At 73.5% G+C, this 20723-nt stretch carries 19 protein-coding genes; 13 read left to right on the top strand and 6 right to left on the bottom strand.

Annotation, left to right across the window (positions count from 1 at the left end):
• Positions 1-33: 33 nt before the first annotated feature.
• The 6 genes from recR (at position 34) to AB0E62_RS35220 (ending at position 6058) form a co-directional block, all read left to right on the top strand.
• Positions 34-633, top strand: coding sequence for a recombination mediator RecR (recR, locus tag AB0E62_RS35195; protein WP_362203485.1), 600 nt, complete (start codon positions 34-36; stop codon positions 631-633).
• Positions 626-1288 carry a DUF5063 domain-containing protein gene (locus AB0E62_RS35200; RefSeq protein WP_362203488.1) on the top strand — a complete coding sequence of 221 codons (663 nt, stop codon included), beginning with the start codon at positions 626-628 and terminating at the stop codon, positions 1286-1288. Before recR ends, AB0E62_RS35200 begins: the two co-directional genes overlap by 8 nt.
• A gap of 169 nt (positions 1289-1457) precedes the next feature.
• Positions 1458-2729: an aspartate kinase gene (locus AB0E62_RS35205; protein ID WP_362203491.1), complete on the top strand. Its 1272-nt coding sequence runs from the start codon at positions 1458-1460 to the stop codon at positions 2727-2729.
• 16 nt (positions 2730-2745) lie between these two features.
• Positions 2746-3828, top strand: a complete 1083-nt coding sequence (locus AB0E62_RS35210; protein ID WP_362203494.1) for an aspartate-semialdehyde dehydrogenase — start codon at positions 2746-2748, stop codon at positions 3826-3828.
• Between the two features lie 323 nt (positions 3829-4151).
• Positions 4152-4832, top strand: coding sequence for a SigE family RNA polymerase sigma factor (locus AB0E62_RS35215; RefSeq protein ID WP_362203497.1), 681 nt, complete (start codon positions 4152-4154; stop codon positions 4830-4832).
• A 113-nt stretch (positions 4833-4945) separates the two neighbouring features.
• A complete protein-coding gene (locus tag AB0E62_RS35220; protein WP_362203500.1) occupies positions 4946-6058 on the top strand; it encodes a hypothetical protein in 1113 nt (370 codons plus the stop codon).
• Positions 6059-6083: 25 nt separating this feature from the next.
• Here the strand turns inward: AB0E62_RS35220 and AB0E62_RS35225 are convergent, their stop codons facing one another.
• Complete coding sequence (locus AB0E62_RS35225) at positions 6084-6875, bottom strand: SURF1 family protein (RefSeq protein ID WP_362203503.1); 792 nt, start codon at positions 6873-6875, stop codon at positions 6084-6086.
• Positions 6876-6918: 43 nt separating this feature from the next.
• Positions 6919-7734: a class I SAM-dependent methyltransferase gene (locus AB0E62_RS35230; protein WP_362203506.1), complete on the bottom strand. Its 816-nt coding sequence runs from the start codon at positions 7732-7734 to the stop codon at positions 6919-6921.
• A 161-nt stretch (positions 7735-7895) separates the two neighbouring features.
• On the opposite strand from AB0E62_RS35230, the gene AB0E62_RS35235 reads away from it, so the two are divergent.
• Complete coding sequence (locus AB0E62_RS35235; RefSeq protein ID WP_362203509.1) at positions 7896-9701, top strand: prolyl oligopeptidase family serine peptidase; 1806 nt, start codon at positions 7896-7898, stop codon at positions 9699-9701.
• A gap of 179 nt (positions 9702-9880) precedes the next feature.
• Here AB0E62_RS35235 and AB0E62_RS35240 read toward each other — a convergent pair whose 3' ends face one another.
• The gene (locus AB0E62_RS35240) at positions 9881-11677 is read right to left on the bottom strand and encodes an NAD(P)-binding protein (RefSeq protein WP_362203538.1); all 1797 of its coding nucleotides are present in this window, start codon (positions 11675-11677) and stop codon (positions 9881-9883) included.
• A gap of 90 nt (positions 11678-11767) precedes the next feature.
• Complete coding sequence (locus AB0E62_RS35245; RefSeq protein ID WP_362203512.1) at positions 11768-13837, bottom strand: NAD(+) synthase; 2070 nt, start codon at positions 13835-13837, stop codon at positions 11768-11770.
• 208 nt (positions 13838-14045) lie between these two features.
• Here AB0E62_RS35245 and AB0E62_RS35250 point away from each other — a divergent pair, with 208 nt between their 5' ends.
• Entirely contained in the window at positions 14046-14462 is a 417-nt protein-coding gene (locus tag AB0E62_RS35250) for a hypothetical protein (protein WP_362203515.1), read from the top strand.
• Between the two features lie 180 nt (positions 14463-14642).
• A complete protein-coding gene (gltX, locus tag AB0E62_RS35255) occupies positions 14643-16022 on the top strand; it encodes a glutamate--tRNA ligase (protein ID WP_362203541.1) in 1380 nt (459 codons plus the stop codon).
• A 22-nt stretch (positions 16023-16044) separates the two neighbouring features.
• On the opposite strand, the gene AB0E62_RS35260 is transcribed toward gltX, so the two are convergent.
• A complete protein-coding gene (locus AB0E62_RS35260) occupies positions 16045-16680 on the bottom strand; it encodes a pyridoxamine 5'-phosphate oxidase family protein (RefSeq protein WP_362203517.1) in 636 nt (211 codons plus the stop codon).
• Entirely contained in the window at positions 16681-17043 is a 363-nt protein-coding gene (locus AB0E62_RS35265; RefSeq protein ID WP_362203520.1) for a metalloregulator ArsR/SmtB family transcription factor, read from the bottom strand.
• A gap of 166 nt (positions 17044-17209) precedes the next feature.
• Between AB0E62_RS35265 and AB0E62_RS35270 the strand changes: the two genes are divergently transcribed.
• The 4 genes from AB0E62_RS35270 to AB0E62_RS35285 all read left to right on the top strand — a co-directional run.
• Entirely contained in the window at positions 17210-18442 is a 1233-nt protein-coding gene (locus AB0E62_RS35270) for an MFS transporter (protein WP_362203523.1), read from the top strand.
• 178 nt (positions 18443-18620) lie between these two features.
• Positions 18621-19454 (top strand): NmrA family NAD(P)-binding protein, encoded by an 834-nt coding sequence (locus tag AB0E62_RS35275; protein WP_362203526.1) that lies wholly within the window; start codon positions 18621-18623, stop codon positions 19452-19454.
• Positions 19451-20113 (top strand): TetR family transcriptional regulator, encoded by a 663-nt coding sequence (locus tag AB0E62_RS35280; RefSeq protein WP_362203529.1) that lies wholly within the window; start codon positions 19451-19453, stop codon positions 20111-20113. Before AB0E62_RS35275 ends, AB0E62_RS35280 begins: the two co-directional genes overlap by 4 nt.
• 203 nt (positions 20114-20316) lie before the next feature.
• The coding region (locus tag AB0E62_RS35285; RefSeq protein WP_362203544.1) for a biotin carboxylase N-terminal domain-containing protein at positions 20317-20723 on the top strand (407 nt) is incomplete at its 3' end.

Genomic DNA, 20723 nt, shown 5'->3' on the forward strand with positions numbered 1-20723 from the left:
ACGTACCGAAAGGTCTCCAGGAAGGGCAGTCCGTTGTACGAAGGCGTGGTCCAGGACCTCATCGACGAACTGGGGCGGCTGCCCGGCGTCGGTCCCAAGAGCGCGCAGCGGATCGCCTTCCACGTCCTCCAGGCGGAGCCGGCCGACGTGAAGCGGCTCGCGCACGCCCTGATGGAGGTCAAGGCGAAGGTCCGCTTCTGCGCGACCTGCGGCAACGTGGCGCAGGAGGAGCTGTGCGGCATCTGCCGCGACCCGCGCCGCGACCCGGCCGTCATCTGCGTGGTGGAGGAGCCGAAGGACGTCGTCGCCGTCGAGCGCACCCGTGAGTTCCGGGGCCGCTACCACGTCCTGGGCGGCGCGATCAGCCCCATCGAGGGGGTCGGACCCGACGACCTGCGTATACGGGAACTTCTCGCGCGGTTGGCCGACGGGACGGTCACGGAGCTGATCCTGGCCACGGACCCGAATCTGGAGGGCGAGGCGACGGCCACGTACCTCGCCCGCATGATCAAACCCATGGGCCTGAAGGTCACCCGCCTGGCCAGCGGCCTCCCGGTGGGTGGCGACCTGGAGTACGCGGACGAGGTGACCCTCGGCCGCGCCTTCGAGGGGAGACGATTGCTGGATGTCTGACGCCACGCTGCACGCCACGACGCAGAACCCGGACGACTTCGCGGTGCAGATCGCGGACCAGGTGGAGAGCTTCCTGGTGGCCGTCACCGAGGTGGCCAGGGGCGACGAGCCCGGCTCGGCGGTCCCCTTCCTCCTCCTGGAGGTCTCCCAGCTGCTGCTCGCCGGCGGCCGGCTGGGCGCCCACGAGGACTTCGTCCCCGACGAGCGCTACGAGCCCGACCCGGGCCCCGAGCCGGACGTGGACGCCCTGCGCGAGAACTTCGCCCGGCTGCTGGACCCGGTCGACGTCTACTCCGAGGTCTTCGACCCGTACGAGCCCCGCAAGGCGCCCGTGCCGGCCCGGATCTCCGACGACCTCGCCGACATCATCACCGACCTGCGGCACGGCATGGTCCACTACCGCGCGGGCCGGACCACCGAGGCCCTGTGGTGGTGGCAGTTCTCGTACTTCTCCAACTGGGGAGGGACGGCCTCGGCGGTGCTGCGCGCCCTGCAGTCCGTCCTGATCCACGTCCGGCTGAACCAGCCCCTGGAGGAACTGGACGGCCTGGACACCGACCAGGCCGACATCGGCGACGAGACGCTGGAGTTCGAGGCCGGCCGGGTCATGGCCGAGGAGATCGGCGCGCCGCTGGGCATCCGGCCGGCGAAGTAGCCGGCCGGGCGGCGGCCGTCTGTGAGCCGGGGCACTTTCGGACTGGTGCGCGGCCCGCTGGGCAGGGTCGGACCAGGGCGGACGATGTCTCACCATGCGGGAGCAGGGTGGTGGAATTCGGACGCTCGTTAGACTGAGCCGACACAAACGAACCGAGCGAGGAGCGCACGTGGGCCTTGTCGTGCAGAAGTACGGAGGCTCCTCCGTAGCCGATGCCGAGGGCATCAAGCGCGTCGCCAAGCGGATCGTGGAAGCGAAGAAGAACGGCAACCAGGTTGTCGTCGTCGTTTCCGCGATGGGCGACACGACGGACGAGCTGATCGATCTCGCCGAGCAGGTGTCTCCGATGCCTGCCGGGCGGGAGTTCGACATGCTGCTGACCGCCGGAGAGCGGATCTCCATGGCCCTGCTGGCGATGGCGATCAAAAACCTGGGCCACGAGGCCCAGTCGTTCACGGGCAGCCAGGCAGGCGTCATCACCGACTCGGTCCACAACAAAGCCCGGATCATCGACGTCACGCCGGGCCGGATCCGCACCGCCCTGGACGAGGGCAACATCGCCATCGTCGCCGGTTTTCAGGGCGTCAGCCAGGACAAGAAGGACATCACCACGCTGGGGCGCGGTGGGTCCGACACGACGGCCGTGGCGCTCGCCGCCGCGCTCGACGCCGAGGTCTGCGAGATCTACACCGACGTCGACGGCGTGTTCACCGCCGACCCGCGCGTGGTGAAGAAGGCCCGGAAGATCGACTGGATCTCCTTCGAGGACATGCTGGAGCTGGCCTCGTCCGGGTCCAAGGTGCTGCTCCACCGCTGTGTGGAGTACGCCCGCCGCTACAACATCCCGATCCACGTCCGGTCCTCGTTCAGCGGACTGCAGGGCACGTGGGTCAGCAGTGAGCCGATTGGGGACAAGAAGGTGGAGCAGGCCATCATCTCCGGTGTCGCGCACGACACCTCCGAGGCCAAGATCACGGTCGTCGGCGTGCCGGACAAGCCGGGTGAGGCCGCCGCGATCTTCCGGACCATCGCCGATGCCGAGGTCAACATCGACATGGTCGTGCAGAACGTGTCCGCCGCCTCCACCGGCCTGACGGATATCTCCTTCACCCTGCCGAAGACCGAGGGCCGCAAGGCCATCGACGCGCTGGAGAAGAACCGCCCCGGCATCGGCTTCGAATCGCTGCGCTACGACGACCAGATCGGCAAGATCTCCCTGGTCGGCGCCGGTATGAAGACCAACCCGGGCGTCACCGCCGCCTTCTTCGAGGCGCTGAGCGACGCGGGCGTGAACATCGAGCTGATCTCCACCTCCGAGATCCGCATCTCGGTCGTCACCCGCGCCGACGACGTGCCGGAGGCGGTCCGCGCCGTGCACACCGCCTTCGGGCTCGACTCAGACTCCGACGAGGCCGTCGTCTACGGAGGCACCGGCCGATGAGCCGGGGTACGGGCCGATGACCGGCAGGCCGACGCTCGCGGTCGTGGGAGCGACCGGGGCCGTCGGCACGGTCATGCTCCGGCTCCTGTCCCAGCGCGCCGACGTCTGGGGCGAGATCCGGCTGATCGCCTCCGCCCGCTCGGCCGGCCGCAAGCTGACCGTGCGCGGGGTGGAGGTGGAGGTGACGGCCCTGACGGAGGATGCCTTCGACGGGGTCGACCTCGCGCTGTTCGACGTGCCCGCGCAGGTCGCCGCCGCCTGGGCGCCGGTGGCCGCCGCGCGCGGCGCGGTCGTCGTCGACAACTCCGGCGCCTTCCGGGCCGACGCCGGGGTGCCGCTCGTGGTGCCCGAGGTCAATCCGCACGCGCTGCGCTCCCGTCCGCGCGGCATCGTCGCGAGCCCCGACAGCGCCACCCTCACGATGATCGTCGCCGTGGGCGCGCTGCACGCCGAGTACGGCCTGCGCGAGCTGGTGGTGTCGACGTACCAGGCGGCGAGCGGGGCCGGGCGGGCCGGCGTGGACGCCCTGCGGACCCAGCTGGCCCTGGTGGCCGGGACCGAACTGGGCACGCGGCCCGGGGACCTCAGGCGGGCCGTCGGGGGCGCCACCGGGCCGTTCCCGGAGCCGGTCGCGCTGAACGTCGTGCCGTGGACCGGGCCGCCCACGGCGGACGGCTGGTCGGCGCAGGAGCTGGCCGTGCGCGAGGAGACCCGCAGGATCCTCGGTCTGCCCGCGCTGCCGGTCGCCGTGACCTGTGTCCAGGTGCCGGTGGTCACCACGCACTCGATGACCGTGCACGCCCGCTTCCAGCGGGAGGTCGCCCTCGACGGCGCCCGGGAGATCCTCGCGACCGCGCCCGGCGTGGTGCTGTGCGACGACCCGGCCGCCGGCGAGTTCCCCACCCCGGCCGACGTGGTGGACACCGATCCGGCCTGGGTCGGACGGCTGCGCCGGGCCCTGGACGATCCCGCCGCGCTGGAGTTCTTCGTGTGCGGCGACAATCTGCGCAAGGGCGCCGCGCTGAACTGCGTGCAGATCGCGGAGCTGCTCGCCGGTCCGGCCGCCGGGGAACCGGCCGGGGCGGCCGGCCGCGGGTGACGGCTTTGTAGGATCCGCGTAAGAACTGTGGCCGGGAGCATGGTCCAAACGACTTGAACCGTCCCTCTTGGCAGCAGAGGATTTCTCTCCCCGCCTTCCGCAACCGTACGGAGGGCGGGGAGCGTCTTTGCGGTCACCCTTGCGGGGCCTGGGGGCGTGATGATCCTGGCGTGGGGACGCCGTGATCGGGGCGTGGGGACGCCCGTTCAAATGGGACATGAGGGAAGAGCGGGACGCATGACGGCACTTGAGGCATGGCCGGTTGTCGCACATGTGACGCCCGGCACGTACAACCCCCGAGGGGGGAGGCGTGTCCAACTGGCGTGGCAGAGGTACTCGAACTCAGTGTGGCCCGCGGCGGCACGGCCCTGCGGCCTCGCTCGGCGCTCCGGCCCGGCACGCCCGGCGGCATGCCGGTGATCGCGCCCATGCCCGCAGCGCGGCCCGCCCGCATACCCAGTCAGCGTGACGGCGCCGAGGAGCCTCCGGGCGCCGCGACCGCCGAGGCCGCCGGGACCACCGTCGACCACCTCACCGAGACCTACCGGGCGCACTACCGCTCGCTGCTGGGTCTCGCCGCGCTCCTCCTCGACGACACGGCCTCCTGCGAGGACGTCGTCCAGGAGGCGTTCATCCGCGTCCACTCGGCCCGCAGGCGCGTCCGCGACCCCGAGAAGACCCTCGCCTACCTGCGGCAGACGGTCGTCAACCTCTCCCGGTCCACGCTGCGCCGCCGCATCCTCGGCCTGAAGCTGCTCTCCAAGCCGATGCCCGACGCGGCGAGCGCGGAGGAGGGCGCCTACGACCAGCTGGAGCGCCGGGACCTCATCAAGGCGATGAAGGGCCTCCAGCGCCGCCAGCGCGAGGTGCTCGTGCTGCGGTACTTCGCGGACATGACCGAGGCCCAGGTCGCCGAGACGCTCGGCATATCCATCGGCTCGGTGAAGGCGTACGGCTCGCGGGGGATCGCCGCGCTGCGGGTGGCCATGAGGACACCGGCATGAGCGATCACGCCGAAGGGGGCGACTCCCATGAACGTCACGAGCCCTACGCCTGGCACGAGCCGACGCGCCGCCACGGGCAACCGCACACGCCAACGCACCCTGGGAACGGAACTGTGAACCACGGCCCCGACGGCACGGGCCCCGAACGGCCCGGCACGGTCACCGACGCACCGGACGGCCTCGGCGGACCCGCCCCGGACGAGCCGGCCCTGCGCCGCCTGCTGCACTCGGCGGTGGACGACCTCGAGCCGCGCGGAGACACGCTGGAGCAGCTGCGCCGGGCGATCCCCGCCCGCCGCGCCCGCAAGCGCCAGGCGGCGGTCGGCATGGCGGCGGCGGCCCTGTTCATCGGCACCGCGATCCCCGCCCTGCTGCACGTCTCGAATTCCGGCGGCTCCGACCCCAACACCGCCATGGCCGGGCAGACCTCCCAGGCCCAGGGCGGCACCGGCCAGGGCCGGGACAAGGGCACCACCGTCGGCAAGGGCGGCGGCAAGGACACCGGGAGCACGACGGCCGAGCCCGGCAAGGAGCCCGGCAAGGGCGGCGTCGAGGACCGGAAGGAAGGCCACCCCGCCGGCTCTCCCGACGGCAGCGCGGGGCCCTCCGCCAGCGCGCCCACCGGCACCCCGGCGTGCTCGACGGGCCAGCTGGGCTCCGCGAACGGCACCGTGAACGCCCCCGACTCCGCGGGCATCGTCTCCGGCACCTTCCGCGTCGTCAACGTCTCCGGGACGGCCTGCACGGTGTCCGGCCCGGGCAGCGTCACCCCGACGGCCCAGGGCGCCGCCGACCCGGCCCGGATCAGCGCCGTACGGCACACCGCGGGGGACGGCGCGGCGACGGCCCTGCCCGACCCCTCCCTGGAGGTCGCCTCGCTGGTCCTCGAGCCAGGAGCGGCGTACGAGGAGAAGTTCGCCTTCGTCCCCTCCGAGACCTGCCCCGCCACCGGCGGCGAAGGCACCGACGGGGGCTCCGGCACGCAGGACCCCTCACCGGTCCCGACACCGACCCAGGAGGCGAGCGCGAGCACCACCGGCGGCCCGACCGACACCGGCACCGGGACACCGGCCGCCACGACCCAGCTGGTCACCGAGGGCGGCACGGCCGAGGGCAGCGTCACGGTCACCCACACGGCGCAGGACGGCGCACCGTCGGCGACCGCGGTGGTGCCGGGGGCGTGCGCGGGGACGGTGTACTACACGGGACTGCTGGCGGGCGCGTAGGCCCGTCCGGCCCGCGCCGCACCGGTCAGCCGCTCGGGACCGGGGTCCGCTCCGCGTCCTCCGGCACCAGGCCCAGCGCGGCGTCCCGCTGGAACTCCAGCTCCCGCCGCAGCAACCGGAACCACATGAACACCACGAAGCCCGCGAACACGAACCACTCGCCGGTGTAACCGAGGTTCTGGAACGCCTTCAGGTCCAGCCCCGTACCGGACGGCACGCTCGCGGGCACGGCCTTCATCCCGGCGTCGCCCTTGTCCAGCGTCACCCACGCGTCGTACAGCCGGTACGGCACCAGGTTGACCAGGGACGCCGAGCTGATCGCCGCCGTCTGCCCGGCCGGCAGCCCGCCCTGCGCGCTGACCCCGTTGTCCCCCGGGGTCTCGGACGCCTGGAGCGCGCCGGTGACGGTGACCTCGCCGGCGGGCGGGGCGGGCGCCTTCGCGGGGTCCGCCGTGCCCGGCAGCCAGCCCCTGACCACCGGGAGCGCCTTGCCGGAGCCGGTGCGCAGCAGGGTGAGGACGTAGAAGCCGCGCTTGCCGTCCAGCTCCCGGCCGGGCACCAGCAGCTGCGTGCCGTAGTGCCCGCTCGCGGTGACCCGCCGGCCCGAGGTGCTCTTGTCGACGGGCAGCATCGAGTCCAGCGGGCGCGCGGCCTCGTCCCGGCCGGACGTGGCCTGCTCGGTGGCGGTGCGGTGGTCCTGCACCCGCCCCTCGAACCGGCTCAGCTGCCACGACCCCATGAAGACGCAGAACGGGATGGCGAGCAGCACGAAGACGTTGATGCCCCACCAGCGGGGTGTCAGCAGAAACCGGTACACGCCCTCCACGGTACGGCGCCCGGCCCGGTGCCCCGGCCCCGGGTCAGCTCTTGCGCGCCTTCAGGGAGTAGATCAGCGGGATGCGCGGATGGTCCGCCGGGAAGCGGTGGTAGCCGTCGCGCACCTCGAAGTTCGCGAAGCGCGGGAAGAGCGAGACGTCGTGCTCGTGCAGGAACTCCAGGCGCAGCCCGGCCGCGGCGAGCGCGGAGACGACGTCCCCGAGGGTGTGCTGCCACTCCACGCCACGGGTGTGGACGGTGGCGGCGTCCGGGTCGGCGTAGCTGCCCGGTTCGTCCCACACCTGCGCGTCCCGGGTGAAGTAGTCCCGCACGATCCGGGTGCCGGTCTCGTCGTCCAGGGACTCGGTGATCGGGTGGAACTCGGCGAGGTACAGGAAGCCGCCCGGCGCGACCAGGGAGGCCGCCGTCTCGGCCCAGCGCCGGATGTCCGGCAGCCAGCACAGGGCGCCGAGGCCGGTGTAGACGATGTCGTACGACGGCTCGGGCACGGCCTCGGCCGCGTCGTACACGTCACCGGTGACGAAGGCCGCCCGTTCGGGGCCGTAGCCGAGGTCGGCGGCGAGGGCGCGGGCCGCCGCCACGGCGGGCGCGGAGAAGTCCAGGCCGACGACGCGGGCGGCGCCCCGGTGGGCCCAGGAGAGGGTGTCGGTGCCGATGTGGCACTGGAGGTGCAGGAGCGTCCGGCCGGTGACGTCGCCGACCTCCGCCGTCTCGAAGCCGCGCAGGTCGTCCCGGCGGGTGCGGAAGCCGGCGAGGTCGTAGAACGGGCTGGTGACATGGAGGGACACGCGCTCGTCCCACAGGGCCCGGTTGTCGTCCCGCCAGCCTTCGGGGACCAAGCTCCCGGGAGGGGGCGGAGAGGAGCCTTCGGTACCGGATCCGTCGGATACGGACGAGGAGGCGGCGGAAACGCTCATGGGCGGGAAGTTATCCACAGGCTGCGCACACCCGCCACCCAATTGTCCGCGCGGCCAGGCAGTATGGGCGCATGACTGGGGCCATGAGTGAGAGCAGGACGCCGGACACACCGGACATGCCGGACTGGGAGAAGCGCTTCAGGGCGCCGCGGGTCTCGCTGCCCGACTGGGCGGAGGACGCGCCGGACCGCGCCCTGTTCGTGTCGAACGCGACGGGGACGTACGAGCTGTACGCGTGGGACCGGGCGACCGGCGAGCAGCGGCAGGCGACGGACCGGCCGAACGGCACGACGGACGGCGTGCTCTCCCCGGACGGCGCGTGGATCTGGTGGTTCGACGACAAGGACGGCGACGAGTTCGGCGTCTGGCGCCGCCAGCCCTTCACCGGCGGCCCGGACGAGCCGGCCGTGCCCGGCCTGGCCCCGTCCTATCCGGCCGGCCTGGCCCTGTCCCGCGACGGCCGCACGGCGGTCGTGGGCCGCTCCACGGACGACGACGGCACGACGATCCACCTGGCGCGCGAGGGCGCCGGGCCGGTGGAGATCTACCGGCACCGCGAGTCCGCGGGCGTCGGCGACCTCTCGCACGACGGCACGCTGATCGCCGTCGAGCACACCGAGCACGGCGACGCCATGCACGCCGCCCTGCGGGTGCTGCGCCCGGACGGTACGACGGTCGCCGAGCTGGACGACACCAAGGGCGGCGTCGAGGAGCTGGGCCTGGAGGTGCTGGGCTTCGCCCCGGTCGACGGCGACACCCGGCTGCTCGTGGGCCACCAGCGCCGGGGCCGCTGGGAGCCGATGGTGTGGGACGTGGCGACGGGCGAGGAGACGGACCTGGCGCTGGACCTGCCGGGCGACGTCGGCGCCGAGTGGTACCCGGACGGCTCGGCCCTGCTCGTCGTGCACGGCTTCGAGGCCCGCAGCGAACTGTTCCGGTACGACCTGGCGACCCGCGAGCTGACCCGCATCCCGACCCCGCCCGGCACGGTCTCCGGCGCGACGGCCCGCCCCGACGGCAGCGTGGAGTACCTGTGGTCGTCGGCCGCCGAGCCCCCGGCGGTGCGGTCCACGGCCGGCGGTGTGGTGCTGGACCCGCCGGGCATGGCGTGCCCCCCGTCGGTGCCGGTGGAGGACGTGTGGGTGGAGGGTCCCGGCGGCCGCATCCACGCCCTGGTCCAGAAGCCGGCGGGTGCCACGGGCCCCCTCCCCACCGTCTTCGACCTGCACGGCGGCCCGACCTGGCACGACAGCGACTCCTTCGCCGCGGGCCCGGCGGCCTGGGTCGACCACGGGTACGCGGTGATCCGCGTCAACTACCGCGGCTCCACCGGCTACGGCCGCGCCTGGACCGACGCCCTCAAGCACCGGGTGGGCCTGATCGAGCTGGAGGACGTGGCCGCGGTCCGGGAGTGGGCGGTCTCCTCGGGCCTCGCCGACCCCGGGCGCCTCATCCTCACCGGCGCGTCCTGGGGCGGCTACCTCACCCTCCTCGGGATCGGCACCCAGCCGGACGCCTGGGCGCTGGGCATCGCGGTGGTGCCGGTCGCGGACTATGTGACGGCCTATCACGACGAGATGGAGGCCCTGAAGGCCATGGACCGCACGCTGCTGGGCGGCACCCCCGAGGAGGTCCCGGACCGCTTCGCCGCGTCGTCCCCGATCACCTACGTCGACCAGGTCAGGGCCCCGGTCCACATCTCGGCGGGCGTCAACGACCCCCGCTGCCCGATCCGCCAGATCGACAACTACGTCACCCGCCTGGAAACCCGCGGCGCCCCCCACGAGGTCTACCGCTACGACGCGGGCCACGGCTCCCTGGTGGTCGACGAACGCATCAAGCAGGTGAGACTGGAACTGGACTTCGCGGCCCGCCACTTGCCGTCCTGACCCCGGCCCACCTCGCCGGCTCCCCGGCACCGGCGCCGAGAAACGTCACTTCGCCGCCTGTCGGACAGGGCTCACGCGCGACGAGAAACGGCCGGGCGTGCGGCTGTGCCTCATGCCGCGTGCCTCATGCCGCGTGCCTCATGAGCGGCAACGGAGCTGGGCACTGTGACGACGCGGGGTCAGCGGAGTTCCGCCAGGCCCCTGCGGGTCGCGGCGACCACCACGCGGTCGCCCTTCTCCAGAACGTGGTCCAGGGAGGTGTCCGGGTGGCCCAGGCGGGCCAGGGCGCGCCAGGAGCCGGTGTGGAAGGCGTCCCGCAGGGTGTGGCCCTCCAGCTGGGGGTGGCCGTCGACGTCGACCGCGGCGAAGAGCAGCACGCGCCGCTCGACCGCGATCGCGCCCAGGACCTGCCGGCCGAGCATGGCGCCGGCGAACGCGGGGGCGGCCAGGTGGGTGACGCTCCGGCTGCGGGTCAGGGCGTTCGGGTGGGCGGCGCGGAGGGTGCGGTAGACGGCGGTGGCGAAGTCGTCGTCGTACAGGCGCAGCACCACGCGGAGGTCGGGGCGGACGGTGCGGGCGTAGAGCACGGCCTCCAGGTTGGTGGTGTCGGCGCTGGTCACCGCGAGCAGCGTCCGCGCCCGGTGGATCTGGGCCGCCTCGAGGACGCCCTCCTGGGTGACGTCCCCGAGGACCACCGGCACCCGTAGCCGGCGGGCGGTGGCCAGGCCGCGTGCCTCCGGGTCGGACTCGACGCACACGACGGGGACGTTCAGTTCCCGCAGCCGGGTCAGGACGCGGGTGCCGATCTTGCCGAGGCCGAGCAGCACCACGTGTCCGCTCAGCCCGCGGGGCGGCCTGCGCAGGGTGGAGGCGGTGCGGAAGGTGCCGAGCGCCTCCAGCGCGGCGGCCAGCAGCACCGGGAGGAGGAGCAGTCCGACGAGGGCGGACAGGAGCTGGAGAATCTGGCGGCCGAGGGGCTCCTTGAACGCCGGGTCGTCGATGGCGAACAGGTCGAGGAGGGTGATGTAGCAGGCGCGCAGCAGATCGATGCCGGTGACCAGCCACAGGGTGACGGCGAGGGCGACCACGCAGCCGACCAGTCCGGCCAGCGACCAGCGCAGCCGCCGGGAGAAGATCGAGGCCAGCGGCATGACGCCGGTCAGCCGGCGGGCGGGGGCGGCGGCTTCCGCGCCGGTGGGGGAGGAGACGTGTTCCAGCACCACGGCGGACCGGCCGGCGGCGCGCCGTACCTCGTCGTCGCCGGGGAGCAGGAGCGGTGGCTGCTCGCCGCCGGACAGCAGCGCCAGGGTGAGCAGCCCGGCCCCGTCCTCCCCGGACAGCGGGCGTTCCACGGCCCGCAGCAGCAGGCCCTCGGTCTGCACGACCCTGCTGGTGCCGGCGACGGCGGTGGCCGCCAGCGCGGGCGCGGCCGTGTCGGCGTCGGACAGGACGGTCGTGGAGGCCTCCAGGCCGGTGTCCGGACCGTCCGTCCCGTCCCCGGCCGCCAACGCCGCCGCCTGGTCGAGGAGTTCCTCGATGTGCTGGCCCAGCCGCCGGTTGTACAGCCGCAGGACCAGCCGCAGCCGGGGGTTGAGCCGGCGGGCGGTCAGCGCGGCCCGGATGTTGGTCTCGTCGTCGTCGTACACGAGGGCCAGCGCGGCGGCCCGCGCCACCCCGGCCTCCGCGAGCACCGCCTCGGTCGGCTCGGTGGCCTCCAGCACCCCTTCGCCGTCCGCCCGTTGGCCGGCGGCCGGGGCGGTGGGCTGTCCGGTGCCGCCCGTCCGGCCGACCGTGCCCACCGCGGCGCTGACCATCCGGTCGAACAGCGCCGCCGACGCGGCCCGGGCCCGGCCGACCACCGGGGGCCGCGCGGTGCGCCGGTCCGGCGGTACGACGAGGGTGACCTGTTCGCCGTGGACCCCGCGCAACTCGGCGGCCAGCCGGTGCGCGAGCCCGTCGTCACCGCACACCACCATGTGCGCCTGCGGGACCCCCGGCCCCCCTTGATACGGAACACTCGCCACGAGGGGAAAGAGTGGCCGAGGACGACGCCCGGTTCCAGGCGGCTAGCGGACCTCGGCCGCCGCCGCCTCGAAGTCGAAGCGGGCCAGGTCGCGCAGCCACGACTCCGCGTTGCCGTCGGAGGGGGCGCGCCAGTCGCCGCGCGGGGAGAGCGAGCCGCCGGCCGAGACCTTGGGGCCGTTCGGCATCGCCGAGCGCTTGAACTGCGAGAACGCGAAGAAGCGGCGGCAGAACACCTCCAGCCAGTGCCGGATCTCGGCCAGGTCGTACGCCCCCCGCTTGGCCTCGGGGAAGCCGGGCGGCCAGGCGCCGGCGTCCGGGTCGTGCCAGGCGTGCCAGGCCAGGAAGGCGATCTTCGAGGGGCGGAAGCCGTAGCGCAGCACGTGGAAGAGGGTGAAGTCGTGCAGCGCGTACGGGCCGATCTTCGACTCGGTGGACTGGAGCTCCTCGCCCGGCACCAGCTCCGGGCTGATCTCGGTGTCCAGGATCGCGGCCAGCACCTTGCCGGTCTCGTCGTCGAACTGCTCGCTGGCGATGACCCAGCGGATCAGGTGCTGGATGAAGGTCTTCGGCACCCCGGAGTTGACGTTGTAGTGGCTCATCTGGTCGCCGACGCCGTACGTGGACCAGCCGAGCGCCAGCTCGGACAGGTCGCCGGTGCCCAGCACGATGCCGCCGCGCTGGTTGGCCAGCCGGAACAGGTAGTCGGTGCGCAGGCCCGCCTGGACGTTCTCGAAGGTGACGTCGTAGACCGGCTCGCCCGAGGCGAAGGGGTGGCCGATCTCCTTCAGCATCAGCCGGGCGGTCGGCGTGATGTCCAGCTCGGCGGCGGTGACACCGAGGGCGCGCATCAGCTTGTGCGCGTTGTCCTTGGTGTGGTCGCTGGTGGCGAAGCCGGGCAGGGTGAAGGCCAGGATGTCGCTGCGGGGGCGGCCGGCGCGGTCCATCGCCCGGGCGGCGACGATCAGCGCGTGCGTGGAGTCCAGGCCGCCGGAGACACCGATGACGACCTTGGGCCCGCCGATGGCCGCGAGCCGCTGCTGGAGCCCGGCGACCTGGATGTTGTACGCCTCGTAGCAGTCCAGCGCGAGCCGGTCGGCATCGGCGGGCACGAACGGGAACCGCTCGACGCGGCGGCGCAGCCCCAGATCGGTGCGCGGCGGGTCCAGCTCGAAGGAGACGGTCCGGAAGTCCCCGGTGCGCGCGGCGTGCGCCCGGCGGTTGTCGTCGAAGGTGCCCATCCGGTGCCGCTCCTGCCGCAGCAGGTCGAGATCGACGTCGGCGACGGCGCACTGGTCGCCGGCCGGGAAGCGCTCGGACTCGGCGAGCAGCACCCCGTTCTCGTAGATCATGGTCTGTCCGTCCCAGGACAGGTCGGTGGTGGACTCGCCGAGGCCGGCCGCCGCGTAGACGTAGGCGGCCAGGCAGCGGGAGGACGCGGAGCGGCACAGCAGCGCGCGGTCCTCGGCCCGGCCGACGGTGATCGGGCTGCCGGAGAGGTTGACCAGCACGGTGGCCCCGGCGAGGGCGGCCTCCGCGCTGGGCGGCACCGGCACCCACATGTCCTCGCAGATCTCCGTGTGCAGGACCAGCCCGGGCACGTCCTCGGCCGCGAACAGCAGGTCCACGCCGAACGGCACCTCGGCGCCGGCGACGCGGAGGGTGCCGCCCCGCTCGTCGTGGCCGTCGGCGATCTGCCGGCGTTCGTAGAACTCGCGGTAGTTCGGCGGGTACGACTTCGGTACGACGCCGAGGACGCGGCCCCGGTGGACGATCACCGCGCAGTTGTAGATCCGGTGGCGGTGGCGCAGCGGGGCGCCGACGACCAGGACGGGCAGCAGCTCGGCCGAGCCGGCCACGACCGTGCGGAGGGCCGCCTCGACCTGGTCGAGCAGCGCGTCCTGGAGCAGCAGGTCCTCGATGGAGTAGCCGGTCAGGCCCAGTTCGGGGAAGACGGCGACGGCGACGCCCTCGTCCGCGCACCGGCGGGCCTGGCGCAGGACCGCCTCGGCGTTGGCGTGCGGGTCGGCGATGACGGTGTGGCCCGTGCACGCGGCGATGCGCGCGAAGCCGTGGCTGTACAGCGACCAGAAGTTCAACGGGGCTTCCTTCATGTTTCAACGGACCGCACTGACGAAGCGAATCTCCTCCTGGAGGAAGCCTAGATCCCGGCCGTGCGGAGCCCGGGACCCGGCCATGTACTCGGGCGCGTACCCGGCCGGTACGGGGGCATGTACTCGGGCGCGGCTGAGTACGCGCGCTCTGTGCGGGGGCGGCGCGCGGCGCGACGGTGGGGGCATGCGAAAGACAACGGGGAAAACCATGCGTACCGCCCTCCGCCTGCTGCCGGTCCTCGCGCCGGCCGTGGTCGCGCCCCTGGCGTGGGCCGGCTGGCTGGGCTGGGACCAGCAGCGCGATGTCCACGCCGACGGCACGACGACCGGCCCGTACCAGGCCTGGCAGGTCATCGGGCTGGTCCTGACCCAGCTGGCGCCGGTGTACTGGGCCACGGCCCGCCGGCACTCGGTGAGCGCCGTGCTCGGTACCACGGCCGGCCTGAGCGCCGCCGCGTACTACGACTGGTCCGGCGACGACGCCAGCGGCCTGTTCGTGATCGGCGTGGGTCTGGTGGGCGTCGGGAGCCTCGTCGCGACTGCCGCGGCGACGGGAGTGATCGGCTTCGTACGCCACGCCCGTACCGATGGCGGCGAGCCCCCGGCGGTGGGGCACCTGTCGTGACCCGGCCGGCGGGCGGGCTTCGCCGACGGCCGGCTGAAGACCTGCCGGCGCCGGCCGCGCACTCCCTGTCCCCGGACTGTCCCCCGGAAAAAGACGCCGGGGCGAACCGCGGCGCTCGGTACGCTGGGGCCCATGGCGACTGGTCCCGTCCGTGTTCGTTTCGCCCCGTCCCCGACCGGCATGTTCCATGTCGGCGGGGCGCGGTCCGCCCTCTACAACTGGGCGGTGGCGCGGCAGTCCGGCGGCCGGTTCGTGCTGCGGATCGAGGACACGGACGCCGCCCGGAACAGGCCGGAGTGGATCGACGGCATCGTCCGCGCGCTCGCGGCGATCGGCATCCACGACGAGGACCCGGCGTTCGAGGGGCCGTACTTCCAGTCGCACAACGCCGGCCGGCACCGCGAGGCGGCCGAGCGGCTGTTCGCGGACGGCCGGGCGTACTACTGCGACTGCACCCGGGAGCGGCTGAGGGAGCGTACGGGGTCGGAGCACCTCGGCTACGACGGGTTCTGCCGGGAACGGGGGCTGGCTTTCGAGGAGGGGCGGGCGCTGCGGTTCCGTACGCCGGACGAGGGGGAGACCGTCGTGGTCGACCTGGTGCGCGGCGAGCCGGCCTTCCCGAACAGCGCGATCGAGGACTTCGTGATCGCCCGGGGCGACGGCTCCCCGGTCTTCCTGCTCGCCAATGTCGTGGACGACCTGGACCAGGGCATCACGCAGGTCGTCCGGGGCGAGGAGCACCTGTCGAACACGCCGAAGCAGCAACTGCTGTGGGAGGCGCTCGGTGCCGGGCCGCCCGTGTGGGCGCATCTGCCGGTGATCGTGAACGAGAAGCGGCAGAAGCTGTCCAAGCGCCGGGACAAGGTCGCGCTGGAGGACTACCTCGCCGAGGGCTTCCTGCCCGAGGCGCTGGTCAACTATCTGATGCTGCTGGGCTGGGGCCCGGGCGGCGACCGGGAGATCCTGCCGTACGAGGAGCTGGAGCGGCGCTTCCGGATCGAGGACGTCAACACCGCCCCGGCCTTCTTCGACGTGAAGAAGCTGACGGCGTTCAACGGCGAGTACATCCGCGCACTGGCGCCCGCGCAGTTCGCCGCCGCCTGCGTGCCGTGGCTCGTCGCCCCGTACGCCCCGTGGCGGCCGGAGGCCTTCGACAAGGACGTCTTCGAGGCGGCGGCCCCGCCGGCGCAGACCCGGCTGGCGCGGCTCTCCGAGATCACCGGCTACGTGGACTTCCTGTTCCTGGACGAGCCGGTGCGGGACGAGACGTCCTGGAACAAGGCGATGAAGGAGGGGGCCGGTGACCTCCTGGCGGACGTCCGGGCCGGACTGGCCGCCGTCGCCGGCTGGCGGGCGGACGAGCTGAAGGACGTCCTGCTCGCGGTGGCGGAGGAGCACGGGCTGAAGCTGGGCAAGGCCCAGGCCCCGGTCCGGGTCGCGGTCACCGGCCGCACGGTCGGGCTGCCGCTGTTCGAGTCCATGGAGCTGCTCGGCCGGGACCGGGTGCTGGCCCGGCTGGACACCGCGGCCCGGAGACTGGCGGGGACCGCGCCGCGGTAGGCCGTACCTTCGTGGACCGGGGTCAGTCCGCCTCGCCGAGTTCGGCGAGGCGGGCGCGCAGGCGGGCGTTCTCCTGCTCCAGGGCGTCCATGCGGTCGCGGACGGGGCGCAGGGCCGTCTCCAGCTCCTCCTCGGAATAGCGCGGGGTGATGTGCTGGTGGCAGTTCCAGTTGAAGCCCTCGACCTCGACGATCATCAGGCGCTCCACCTTGCCGTCGGTGCGCGGCTGGTCGAGCCGTTCGGTGAGCGCGGGATCCTCGTCGAGCCCCTGGGTACGGGCCCGGCCGAGCAGCTTCAGGCGGGCCTGCCGGGCGTAGTCCATGAAGAACAGCGCGACCCGGCCGTCGGTCCGCAGGTTGCCGGTGGTGATGTACTGGCGGTTGCCGCGCACCTCCGCCCAGGCCAGCCGCCGCTCGTCCAGGACGTGCACGAAACCGGCGGGACCGCCGCGGAACTGGATGTAGGGCCAGCCGGTCTCGCCGGTGCTGGCGAGGTAGAACCCGTCCCGGCTGGTGAGGAACGCGGCCTCGTCGGGGCCGAGTTCGTCCGGGCCGGTGTCGGGCTGCGAGAGGGCGCGTACGCCTAACAGCGCGCTGCCCTGCTCCTCCTGGACGCGGCGCACGCTGTCCGTGTAGGCGAGGTGTGCGAACCGTCCCATCTAACGTTCTCCCTCTCCGTCGAGTACGGCCGTCTCCTGCCGCGCGGCCGGCGCGGCGCCCAGGATCGAGGTGAGCAGGCCGGGGAAGCGCCGCTCCAGTTCCTCGCGGCGGATCCGGCTGACCCGGGTGTTGCCCCGCAGATGGGTCTCGACAAGACCGCTCTCGCGCAGGGTGCGCAGGTGGTGGGAGACGGTGGAGCGCCCGACCGGCAGCTCCAGCGCGCCGCAGGGCGCCTCGCCGGCGGTGTCGAGCAGCCGCACGATCTGCAGCCGCACCGGGTCCGCGAGGGCGTTCAGCACGGTGCCGATCTCCACCGTGGCGAGGTCCGGCTGCGGCAGCCGGGTCTCCTCCGTCATTCGCATCCTGCCTCCAGGCTCTTCCCGCCGCCTCGCGCGGCCCGGCGGACCGGGGCGGCGGTGGCGGGGTCACGCGACCATGGCGATGTCGCTCGACATCTACGATACACATCGAACATCTATTACGATCGATATCGACATACTCGACGCTCATCGAAACTCAGGTGCTTCCATGACCCCTCCCGCCGCACAGCAGGGGCGCGCCTGGCGGACCCACGCCTGTGTGCTCGCGCTCGGTACCTTCGCCGTCGGCACCGACGCCTTCGTCATCGCGGGCCTCCTGCCCGACATCAGCGACTCCCTCGACATCTCCCTGGGCGCGGCGGGCCAGCTCGTCAGCGTCTTCTCGCTCGCCTACGCCCTGCTCTCCCCGGTGCTCGCCGCGTTCACCGCCCGCTGGTCCCGGCGCAGGGTCCTGATCACGGGCCTCGCCGTGTTCGCCGTCGGCAACGTGGTGACCGCCCTCGCCCCCGACTACGCGCTGGTCCTGGCCGCCCGGGTGATCGCCGCGGCCGGGGCCGCGATGTTCACCCCCAACGCGGGCGCGACCGCGGCGACCCTGGCCGGACCGGAGAACCGGGGCCGGGCCATCGCCATCGTCACCGTGGGGCTGACCACCTCGCTCGCGCTGGGCGCGCCGCTCGGCACCGTCATCGGCGAGGCGCTGGGCTGGCAGGCCACCATGTGGTTCGTCACCGCGCTCGCCCTGGTCGTCGCCCCGGTCATCGCCCTGCGGCTGCCCGACGTCACCCTCGCCGGACCGACCCGGCTGCGTCAGCGCCTCGCCCCGCTCGCCGACCGCAGGGTGGCCGGGGTCCTGGCCGGCACGCTGGTCGCGTTCATCGGCATCTACCTGCCCTACACCTACATCAGCGCCGTCTTCGAGCCCGCCACCGACGGGGACGGCGCCAAGGTGGCCGTCCTGCTGCTGGTCTTCGGCCTGGCCGGGACGGCCGGGAACCTGACCGCGGGCCGGCTGGCCGACCGCAACGGGCCGCGCGCGGTCGTCATCGGCGCGACGCTGCTGCTCACCGCGGTGTTCGCGGTCATGGCCGGCGTACGCTCCTCCTACCCGGCGGCCATCGCGCTGACGGCGGTGTGCGGCATCGCCTCCTGGTCGGTGACCGCGCCGCAGCAGCAGCGCGTCATGACGCTGGCCAGCCCCGGCAGCGAACCCCTGGCCGTCTCCCTCAACGCCGCCGTGATGTACCTGGCGATCTCGCTGTCCAGCGCGCTGGGCGCCGGGATCCTCGGCGCGGCGGGTGCCGCGTGGATCGCCTGGGCGGGTGCCGCCTTCGCCGTGGCCGCGGCGCTGGTCACGGCCGCCGCCGCGCGCACCGAGCGGGCCGGGGCCGAGGCCGGGAAGCCGGCGCCGGCCGGGGCCCGGGGGGTGTCCGCCCGCTAGCGCCACGCGGCACCGGCCGGGCGCGGAACTGTACAAGCGTTGAGTTTCGCCGCGGGCGGGCGTAGCGTCCGCAACAGCCCCCAAGCGCGGGGGACTTGGCGCGTACCCGGGTGCGGCACGTCCCGCGCGGCCCGCGTCGGCCCTTCCCCGCGCTCCTGCACGGACGAAAGGCCGAGTGATGATCCTGGTGACCGGTGCGACCGGCAACGTCGGCCGGAACCTGGTGCGCGAACTGCTGGACGCGGGCTCACGGGTGCGCGCGCTCACCCGTGACCCGCGGCGCGCCGGCCTGCCGGACGGAGCCGAGGTGGTCCGGGGCGACCTGACCGACGCCGAGTCGCTCCACTCCGCGCTGCGCGGCGTGGAGCGGGCGTTCCTGTTCCCCGTGCACGGCCGGCTGGGACCGTTCCTCGGCGCCGCCGCCCGGGCCGGGCTGGAGCAGGTGGTGCTGCTGTCCTCGCAGTCGGTGGTGGACCCGCACCTGGGACGGGAGCGGATGGGCCGGCTCAACGCGGCCGACGAGCAGTCCGTCCGCGCCTCCGGCGTGCCGTGGACGTTCCTGCGCCCAGGCCCCTTCATGGTCAACGACCTGCCGTGGGCGTGGGGCGTCAAGGCGGAGGGCGTGGTCCGCGCGGCCTACGGCGACGCCGCCACCGCGCCCGTCGACGAGCGGGACATCGCCGCCGTGGCCGCCCGGGCCCTGCTGGACGGGGAACACCTCGGCCAGGCCTACGAGTTGACCGGCCCCGAGTCGCTGACCCAGGCCGAGCGGGTACGGATCCTCGGCGAGGTGCTCGGCAGAAAGCTGCGCTTCGAGGAGCTGACGCCCGAGGCGGCGCGGGACCGGATGACCCGGCACCTGGAAGGGGAGACGGTGGACTCCCTGCTGCGCATGTACGCCCGCCAGTCGGGCACGACGGTGCCGGTGTCCACGGCGGTACGGGACGTGACCGGCCGGCCGGCGCACACGTACGCCGAATGGGCGGCCCACCATGCCGAGGACTTCCGGTGAACGCCGGGGGTGCCGGCGCCGACGCCACGGACGCGGAACCAGAGCGCAAGGGGCAGCGCACGCGCCGGCGCATCATGGAGGCCGCGCGCCGCAAGTTCGCCGAGGTCGGCTACGAACGCGCCACGATCCGGGCCATCGCCGCCGAGGCGGGCGTCGACAAGGCGTCCGTCATCCAGTACTACGGCACCAAGCGCGCACTCTTCCGCGAGGCGGTCCGCTGGCACGTCCCGATCGAGGAGCTGACGACCCCCGACCCGGCCCGCACGGTCGACAACTACCTCCGCGCCATGCTGGGCAGCTGGGCCGCCGACCCGGACAGCCCCATGGCGGTACTGCTGCGGACCAGCATGACCAGCGAGGAGGCCGCGGAACTGCTGCGCCGCCATGTGACCGAGGAGACCGTCGAGCGGGTGGCGGCCGGCATCGACGCCCCGGACGCGCGGCTGCGCGCGGCGCTGTCCGGGGCGATGATGTTCGGCATCGCGACCCAGCGGTATCTGCTGCGCATGCCCGACCTGGCCGAGGCCCGCCTGGACGACGTGCTGCGCCTGGCGGCACCGCTGTTCCGCACCCTGATCGCACCGGAGCCGGAGCCGGAGCCGGAGGCCGGGCCGGGGCCCGGGACCCCGGCCGCATCCGAGGCCGCATCCGGGTCCTGACCCGCCCCCGGGGCGGCCCACCGGCTGTGCGAGGGACGTCGGGGGTACGGGGGCACGGCTGACGACCGGTTTCACCGGAATCCGTGGCGAGGTCACCGGATGGGCGGCATCGCCAGGGGCGCCGAGGTGGTACGGATGGGGAACGGGTGGCAGTCGATGTTGGCGCCGGTGCCGAGCGCCGGGGAAGGGATCTCGAAATGAGTCTGCGCAAGGTGCTCATCGCCAACCGTGGCGAAATCGCTGTCCGCGTGGCCCGGGCCTGCCGGGACGCCGGGATCGCGAGCGTGGCCGTCTACGCCGACCCGGACCGGGACGCGTCGCATGTCCGCGCCGCGGATGAGGCGTTCGCTCTGGGCGGTGACACCCCCGCCACCAGTTACCTGGTCATCGACAAGATCCTGAACGCCGCCCGGGAGTCCGGCGCGGACGCGGTCCACCCCGGCTACGGCTTCCTCTCCGAGAACGCGGAGTTCGCCCAGGCCGTCCTGGACGCGGGCCTGATCTGGATCGGCCCCCCGCCGCAGGCGATCCGCGACCTGGGTGACAAGGTCGCCGCCCGCCACATCGCCCAGCGCGCCGGCGCCCCCCTCGTCGCCGGCACCCCCGACCC

Source organism: Streptomyces sp. NPDC038707 (assembly GCF_040636485.1).
In the GTDB taxonomy this organism is placed as follows: Bacteria; Actinomycetota; Actinomycetes; order Streptomycetales; family Streptomycetaceae; genus Streptomyces.

What these genes read in the sequence shown, in the direction of transcription:
- AB0E62_RS35200 (WP_362203488.1), top strand. Translation starts at nt 626, where the DNA reads ATGTCTGACGCCACGCTGCACGCCACGACGCAGAACCCGGACGACTTC.
- AB0E62_RS35210 (WP_362203494.1), top strand. Translation starts at nt 2,746, where the DNA reads ATGACCGGCAGGCCGACGCTCGCGGTCGTGGGAGCGACCGGGGCCGTC.
- AB0E62_RS35235 (WP_362203509.1), top strand. Translation starts at nt 7,896, where the DNA reads ATGAGTGAGAGCAGGACGCCGGACACACCGGACATGCCGGACTGGGAG.
- AB0E62_RS35240 (WP_362203538.1), bottom strand. Translation starts at nt 11,677, where the DNA reads ATGGTGGTGTGCGGTGACGACGGGCTCGCGCACCGGCTGGCCGCCGAG.
- AB0E62_RS35245 (WP_362203512.1), bottom strand. Translation starts at nt 13,837, where the DNA reads ATGAAGGAAGCCCCGTTGAACTTCTGGTCGCTGTACAGCCACGGCTTC.
- AB0E62_RS35250 (WP_362203515.1), top strand. Translation starts at nt 14,046, where the DNA reads ATGCGTACCGCCCTCCGCCTGCTGCCGGTCCTCGCGCCGGCCGTGGTC.
- gltX (WP_362203541.1), top strand. Translation starts at nt 14,643, where the DNA reads ATGTTCCATGTCGGCGGGGCGCGGTCCGCCCTCTACAACTGGGCGGTG.
- AB0E62_RS35260 (WP_362203517.1), bottom strand. Translation starts at nt 16,680, where the DNA reads ATGGGACGGTTCGCACACCTCGCCTACACGGACAGCGTGCGCCGCGTC.
- AB0E62_RS35265 (WP_362203520.1), bottom strand. Translation starts at nt 17,043, where the DNA reads ATGCGAATGACGGAGGAGACCCGGCTGCCGCAGCCGGACCTCGCCACG.
- AB0E62_RS35270 (WP_362203523.1), top strand. Translation starts at nt 17,210, where the DNA reads ATGACCCCTCCCGCCGCACAGCAGGGGCGCGCCTGGCGGACCCACGCC.
- AB0E62_RS35275 (WP_362203526.1), top strand. Translation starts at nt 18,621, where the DNA reads ATGATCCTGGTGACCGGTGCGACCGGCAACGTCGGCCGGAACCTGGTG.